A 6,000-nucleotide genomic window follows, 5' to 3' on the forward strand; every position below is an offset into this window, starting at 1 on the left:
CTCAAACCGTCGCTTGCGTACCCAAAGTACGCTGCGCTCCTCTTTCGGGGCAATCTCCGGCACCTGAGAAACCTAGAGCTAAGGCGCCTGAACGCGCCGCTACCTTTGATATTTAGATTGGGAGAGAGCCATGATAGGGATCGGGATCGATATCGGGTCTACGGCGGCTAAGGCTGCTGTGGTCGACGGGGAGGGTTCGGTGGCGTGGACGTGCGTGCAGCCAACCGGGTTCTCCTCGGTCGATGCGGCGGAGCGTCTGCGCGGCGAGCTTGCCGCGGCCGGCTATGACGTGGCTGCCGACGACGTGCGCGTGATCGCGACCGGCTACGGTCGTGTCGCCGTGCCCTATGCGCATAAGGTCGTGACTGAGATTACCTGCCACGGTACCGGTGCTGTGCGCCTGTTTGGCGACCACGGCACCGTGATCGACGTGGGCGGTCAGGACACCAAGGTCATTCAGATCAAGGGCGGTCGCGTGGCCAAATTTGCCATGAACGACAAGTGCGCTGCCGGCACGGGGCGCTTTTTGGAGATCATGGCCGACCGCCTAGGCATTTCCCAGCAGCAGATGGCCGTCCTGGCGCTTTCCGGTGAGCCCACCAAGATCAGCAGCATGTGCACGGTGTTTGCCGAAAGTGAGGTTATCAGCCTGATCGGTCGCGGTGAGCCGCGCGAGAACATTGCGCGTGGCGTGATCGACAGCGTGGTCTCGCGCGTGGCCACTATGGCCGGGCAGGCGACGGGTGCTCCGTACTACCTGACGGGAGGCTTGTGCGAGAACGCTTACGTTGTGGAGCGGCTGGCGGCGCTGCTGGGGTCGCCGGTCACCACCTCGCCCCAGGCCCGCTTCGCCGGTGCCATCGGCGCGGCGATTCGCGCACAGGCGCTCAATTAATGCATCCGCCGTCGGCTCGCATTCATGCGTATACTGGGAGAAAATGATTGACCGATGAGAGGAGGTATCGATGGCTGACGATCAGATTAAGCTTACGTCTATGACGGCCGCGAGCGGTTGAGCCGCTAAGTTGGCCCCCGGAGCCCTCGCCCAGGTCCTGGGCGATTTACCCAATGTGCATAACGACAACTTGCTCGTGGGGTTCGATACCTCCGACGATGCGAGCGTCTTCCGCGTAGGGGAGAACCTGGGGCTCGTGCAGTCCATTGACTTCTTCCCACCGATGGTTGACGACCCGTTCCTCTTTGGCCAGATCGCCGCGGCCAACTCGCTGTCGGACATCTACGCCATGGGCGGGCGGCCGAGCCATGCCATGAACCTGCTGTGCATTCCGAGCTGCCTGGGCGTTGAGGTTGCCGGCCAGATTCTGGCGGGCGGCGCCGACAAGTGCGTCGAGGCGGGTTGCTCCATCGCGGGCGGCCACACCATCAACGACGACGAGCCCAAGTACGGTCTGTCCGTGAGCGGCTTTGTGCCACTCGACCGTATGCTCGCCAACAGTGGCGCGCACGTGGGCGATGTTCTGCTGCTGACCAAGGCGATCGGCTCGGGCATCATCACCACGGCCATTAAGGGCGAGCTCATCGAGCAGGACGAGGCCGCAGCCATGTTTGACTCGATGCGCACCCTCAACGAGGCTCCGATTCGTCTGGCCGAGGGACTCGAGCTTCACGGCTGCACCGACATTACGGGCTTTGGCCTGATCGGGCATGCGTGCGAGATGGCCGAGGGCTCGGGCGTGCAGATTGAACTTGCGTCGGGGGCGGTGCCGCTCTTTGACCAGGTGCTCGATATGGCGCGTCTGGGCATTATCCCCGCGGGCTCCTACCGCAACCAAGACTTCTTTGGCCCGCGTGTGGCTGCCGACGAAGACTTGGAGCTGGGAATGTTGGATGCACTGTACGATCCGCAGACTTCGGGCGGTTTGCTTATTGCGGCGCCCGCGGCGGATGTGGATGAGCTTGCGCGTCGTCTGCATGCCGAGGGGCGCGTTGCCGCCGTCGTCGGTCGCGTTTGCGAGGCGGAGCTGGGCGGTCCTGCCGTCCGCGTTGTCCGCTAGCCCGCACGTTTATGTAACTGTTTACCGTTCTCTAGAACGGTTCTTTCGAAAGGAAAAGCTATGTCTACCAAAATTGAAGTCAATGCCATGGGCGATGCCTGCCCGCTGCCCGTCGTCAAGACACTTAAGGCACTCAAACAGCTTGATGGCGAGGGTGCCGTGGTGACCTCGGTCGACAACGAGACCGCCGTCAAGAACATCTCCAAGATGGCGCAGGAGAAGGGCTGCACGGCCTCGGTCGAGAAGGTTTCTGACGCCGAGTGGCACGTGACCGTGGCGACCTCTGGCGCCGTTGCCGTGGCCGATCCTGAGCAGGATGGCGCTGCCTTCTGCGACGCCAGCGCCGGCAAGGGCAAGCTCGTCATTTCCGTCTACACCGACTGCATGGGCCGTGGCGATGACGAGCTGGGCCACAAGCTCATGAAGGCGTTTATCTTTGCCGTGACGCAGCAGGAGGAGCTGCCCGCGACCATGCTGTTCTACAACGGCGGTGCCAAGCTCACCGTCGAGGGCTCACCGGTGCTCGACGACCTGAAGGGGCTGGCTGAGCAGGGTGTCGAGATTCTCACCTGCGGTACCTGCCTCGACCACTATGGCATTAAAGACCAACTTGCAGTGGGCGAGGTCACCAACATGTACGTGATCGTGGAGAAGATGGAGCAGGCCGTGCGCGTCGTGCGCCCGTAGCGTATTGGTTGGAGTTGCCATGAGGGAGAAGCGCCCGGCGCTTGTCATCACGTTCCCCACCACGGCGGCCGCCATGGGTTGCGAGTCCCTGTGCATTGAGCGCGGCCTTCCCGGGCGAACGATTCCCGTGCCCGGGGAGGTCGCTGCCGGCTGCGGTTTGGCGTGGAAGGCGTCGCCTGCCGATGAGGAGCTGCTGCGCGCCGAACTCGCCGCGGCGAGTGTTCCTACCGAGGGCTATACCGTGATTGATATGTGGGAGGTCGTGCGATGATCTACCTGGATAACGCGGCGACGACCATGCACAAGCCGCAGACGGTGATCGATGCCGTGACGCAGGCGATGTGCTCGCTCGGCAATGCCGGGCGTGGCGCCACGTCGGGTGCCCTCGATGCCGCTCGTACGATTCACGGTTGCCGTGCCAAGCTCGCGCGCCTTTTAGGTTGCCCGAGGGCGGACCATGTGTGCTTTACGCCCAACTCTACGGCGGCGCTCAACACCGCCATCTGTGGCGTGGTGCGCCCCGGCGACCGCGTGGTCACGACGGTGCTCGAGCACAACTCCGTGCTGCGTCCGCTCAACCGCCTGACAGCAGAGCAGGGCGTGACCGTTGAACATGCGGGCTGCGACGCGAGCGGCGTGCTTGACTACGACGAACTCGAGCGGCTGGTCACGCCGGGCACGCGTGCCGTGGTGGTGACGCACGCCTCCAATGTGACCGGCAATGAGGTCGACATTGCGCGCGTGGCCGCCATGGCCCATGCGGCCGGCGCGCTGGTGATCGTCGATGCCTCACAGTCTGCCGGCACGGCGCATATCGATATGCGCGCCATGGGGCTCGACGTCGTGTGCTTTACCGGCCACAAGGGGCTCATGGGACCTCAAGGCACCGGCGGCCTGGCCGTGGCGGAGGGAATTGACATGGCACCGTGGGCCATGGGCGGCACCGGCGTGCACAGCTTCGATGCACTGCAGCCGCTTGAGTGGCCCACTCGCCTCGAGGCGGGCACGCTCAACGGTCACGGTATCGCGGGACTTTCCGCAGGTCTCGACTTTATCGAGGCCCAAGGCGGAGTCGAGGCGATCGCGGCACACGAGCGAGCACTGGCGGATCGCTTTCTCGCTGGCGTGCGCGAAATCCCGGAGATCAAGCTCTACGGTGCGTTTGACCAGCCCGTGCGCTCGGCGATCGTCTCACTCAACGTGGGTGATATCGACTCTGCCGAGATCTCGGATGCGCTCATGCAAGGGTGGGGGATTGCGACGCGCCCCAGTGCCCATTGCGCTCCGCTCATGCACCGTGCGCTAGGGACCGAGCGTCAGGGTGTCGTTCGCTTCTCGTTTGGGTATTTCAACACGGTCGAGGAAGTCGACACCGCGATTGACGCTTTGCGCGATTTAGCCTGCTAGAGCGTATATACTTGCGGGACGGGTCTTATGCCCGTCCCGTTTTTGTTTCGATTCGAAAGGTGCTCTTATGGCCTCATCCGCCTCGCGTGGTCTACGCTCCGACCATGTCGTTACCGTCGGCATCGCCCTGTTCTCGATGCTCTTTGGCGCCGGCAACCTCATTATTCCGCCACTGCTGGCGCTGCAGGCAGGTTCTGCCACGCCGGTCGCTATGCTTGGCTTTCTCATCGCCGCCATCGGCCTGCCCGTCATGGGTTTTATCGCCGTGGCGCTTGCCGGAACGGCGCGCGAGCTTGCCGGCCGCGTGCACCCCAAGTTTGGTGAGTTCTTTGTCGCGGCAGTGTATCTGGCCATCGGCCCGTGCCTGGCTATTCCGCGCACGAGCTCCACAGCCTTCGAGATGCTGGTGCCACTGCTGCCCGAGGGCGTCTCGCTCGGCACGGCACGTCTGGTGTTTGCCATCGGGTTCTTCGTCGTCGCGTTTGCGCTCACGCTGCGTCCGGGCGTCATCACGCGCGTGCTCGGTCGCATTACGGGCCCCGCGCTTATCGCGCTCATCGTGCTGGTCGTGGGTGCTGCCGTGATCTCGCCGCTGGGACCGGCTGCCGCGCCTCAAGCTCCCTACGATGCAGGCGCCGCCGTGCAAGGCTTTTTGACCGGCTACCAGACCATGGACCTGCTCGCGTCTCTCGCCTTTGGCATTATCATCGCCGAGACCATCCACGAGCTGGGTGTTACCGATGACAAGCGCGTGGCCTTCGAGATTTCGCGTTCCGGTGTGATCGCCGGCGTGCTCATGGCCGTCATCTACTGCGGCCTGGCGCTTGCCGGCATGCAGCTCGGCACGGTTATGCCCGATGCTACCAACGGCGCCGCCATCCTTGCCCGTTCGGCCTCTATGCACTTTGGTCTTGTCGGCACGGTCGTGGTCTTTGCGATCTTTTTCCTTGCCTGCATGAACGTGTGCATCGGCCTCATCAGCTGCTGCTCGCGCTACTTCTGCGAGACGTATGTGGTCGAAGGGGGGGCGGAGGCTTCCGAGGAGGCTATGCGCCGTCCCTTTGCGATTCTCGCCTTTGTGTTCGCGGCGTTTTCGTGCGTGCTCTCCAACGTGGGCCTCGACATGATCCTCATGTTTTCGGTGCCCATGCTCAACGCCTTGTATCCCGTCGCCATCGTGCTGGTACTGATGGGCCTGGTGCACGGCTTTTGCGACGCTCATCCGCAGGTGTGGGTCTGGGTCGGCGGCGTGGTTGCCGTGCAGAGTGTGATCACCTCGGTTCGCGACGCGTTCTTTGCGGGCGCGTGGCTGCCGTTCGATGCATTGCCCCTGGCGGATATCGGTGCCGCGTGGGCGCCAGTCGCCGTGGTGGCGTTTGTGATTGGCCTGGCCCATAGCCAGTTTGTCGCACATTCGAGGAGCTAGGGTATCGTCGCTTGCACAGGCGCGAAGTCTCCCCTATAATTTCCTTCGCTTTGGGACACGCAAGGTTTAGACCTTAGCTGCTCAACACCTTCGGGACGTGGCGCAGTTTGGTAGCGCGCCTGCTTTGGGAGCAGGATGTCGCAGGTTCAAATCCTGTCGTCCCGACCATATCTTGCGGGCGTAGTTCAATGGTAGAACCCCAGCCTTCCAAGCTGATGACGCGGGTTCGATTCCCGTCGCCCGCTCCATAAGATAGACGAATGGCTCTGGTTCCTTTTGGGACCAGAGCCATTTTCGTAAGTGCACGGGGTGACGGGAATCGATGCCGCCCCACATCCCCTCTTAAGTTGCGGTGAAATACGGACTGTTTTTTGGCTTATTTGGCTCATTTGGGGGTGCGGACGATTTCTTGGACCGCGCCTAGGCGTATCCAAGCTTCCTGCGGTACTCCATCGGGCTCAGCCA

General features: G+C 62.9%; 6 protein-coding genes and 2 tRNA genes. All 8 read left to right on the forward strand.

Annotated elements, in window-relative coordinates:
- Nucleotides 1-130 precede the first annotated feature (130 nt).
- The gene (locus tag ACESWY_RS06715; protein ID WP_373093732.1) at nt 131-895 is read left to right on the forward strand and encodes an acyl-CoA dehydratase activase; all 765 of its coding nucleotides are present in this window, start codon (nt 131-133) and stop codon (nt 893-895) included.
- 70 nt (nt 896-965) lie between these two features.
- Nucleotides 966-2,015 (forward strand): selenide, water dikinase SelD, encoded by a 1,050-nt coding sequence (gene selD / locus ACESWY_RS06720; RefSeq protein ID WP_373093734.1) that lies wholly within the window; start codon nt 966-968, stop codon nt 2,013-2,015.
- Between the two features lie 60 nt (nt 2,016-2,075).
- A complete protein-coding gene (gene yedF / locus ACESWY_RS06725; protein WP_055286145.1) occupies nt 2,076-2,702 on the forward strand; it encodes a sulfurtransferase-like selenium metabolism protein YedF in 627 nt (208 codons plus the stop codon).
- Nucleotides 2,703-2,721: 19 nt separating this feature from the next.
- Nucleotides 2,722-2,973, forward strand: a complete 252-nt coding sequence (locus tag ACESWY_RS06730) for a putative Se/S carrier protein (RefSeq protein ID WP_250787400.1) — start codon at nt 2,722-2,724, stop codon at nt 2,971-2,973.
- Nucleotides 2,970-4,109 carry an aminotransferase class V-fold PLP-dependent enzyme gene (locus ACESWY_RS06735; RefSeq protein ID WP_373093737.1) on the forward strand — a complete coding sequence of 380 codons (1,140 nt, stop codon included), beginning with the start codon at nt 2,970-2,972 and terminating at the stop codon, nt 4,107-4,109. The genes ACESWY_RS06730 and ACESWY_RS06735 overlap by 4 nt, the downstream gene beginning before the upstream one ends.
- 67 nt (nt 4,110-4,176) lie before the next feature.
- Nucleotides 4,177-5,535 (forward strand): branched-chain amino acid transport system II carrier protein, encoded by a 1,359-nt coding sequence (brnQ, locus tag ACESWY_RS06740; RefSeq protein WP_373093739.1) that lies wholly within the window; start codon nt 4,177-4,179, stop codon nt 5,533-5,535.
- 91 nt (nt 5,536-5,626) lie between these two features.
- Nucleotides 5,627-5,703 (forward strand) — tRNA-Pro (locus tag ACESWY_RS06745).
- 6 nt (nt 5,704-5,709) lie between these two features.
- A tRNA-Gly gene (locus ACESWY_RS06750) sits at nt 5,710-5,783 on the forward strand.
- Nucleotides 5,784-6,000 lie beyond the last annotated feature (217 nt).

The organism is Collinsella aerofaciens ATCC 25986 (genome assembly GCF_964237925.1).
Taxonomy (GTDB): Bacteria; Actinomycetota; Coriobacteriia; order Coriobacteriales; family Coriobacteriaceae; genus Collinsella; species Collinsella aerofaciens_BJ.

Excerpts from the sequence above, each read along its gene's own strand:
- ACESWY_RS06730 (WP_250787400.1), top strand. The coding sequence starts at position 2,722 with ATGAGGGAGAAGCGCCCGGCGCTTGTCATCACGTTCCCCACCACGGCG.
- yedF (WP_055286145.1), top strand. The coding sequence starts at position 2,076 with ATGTCTACCAAAATTGAAGTCAATGCCATGGGCGATGCCTGCCCGCTG.
- brnQ (WP_373093739.1), top strand. The coding sequence starts at position 4,177 with ATGGCCTCATCCGCCTCGCGTGGTCTACGCTCCGACCATGTCGTTACC.
- ACESWY_RS06735 (WP_373093737.1), top strand. The coding sequence starts at position 2,970 with ATGATCTACCTGGATAACGCGGCGACGACCATGCACAAGCCGCAGACG.
- ACESWY_RS06715 (WP_373093732.1), top strand. The coding sequence starts at position 131 with ATGATAGGGATCGGGATCGATATCGGGTCTACGGCGGCTAAGGCTGCT.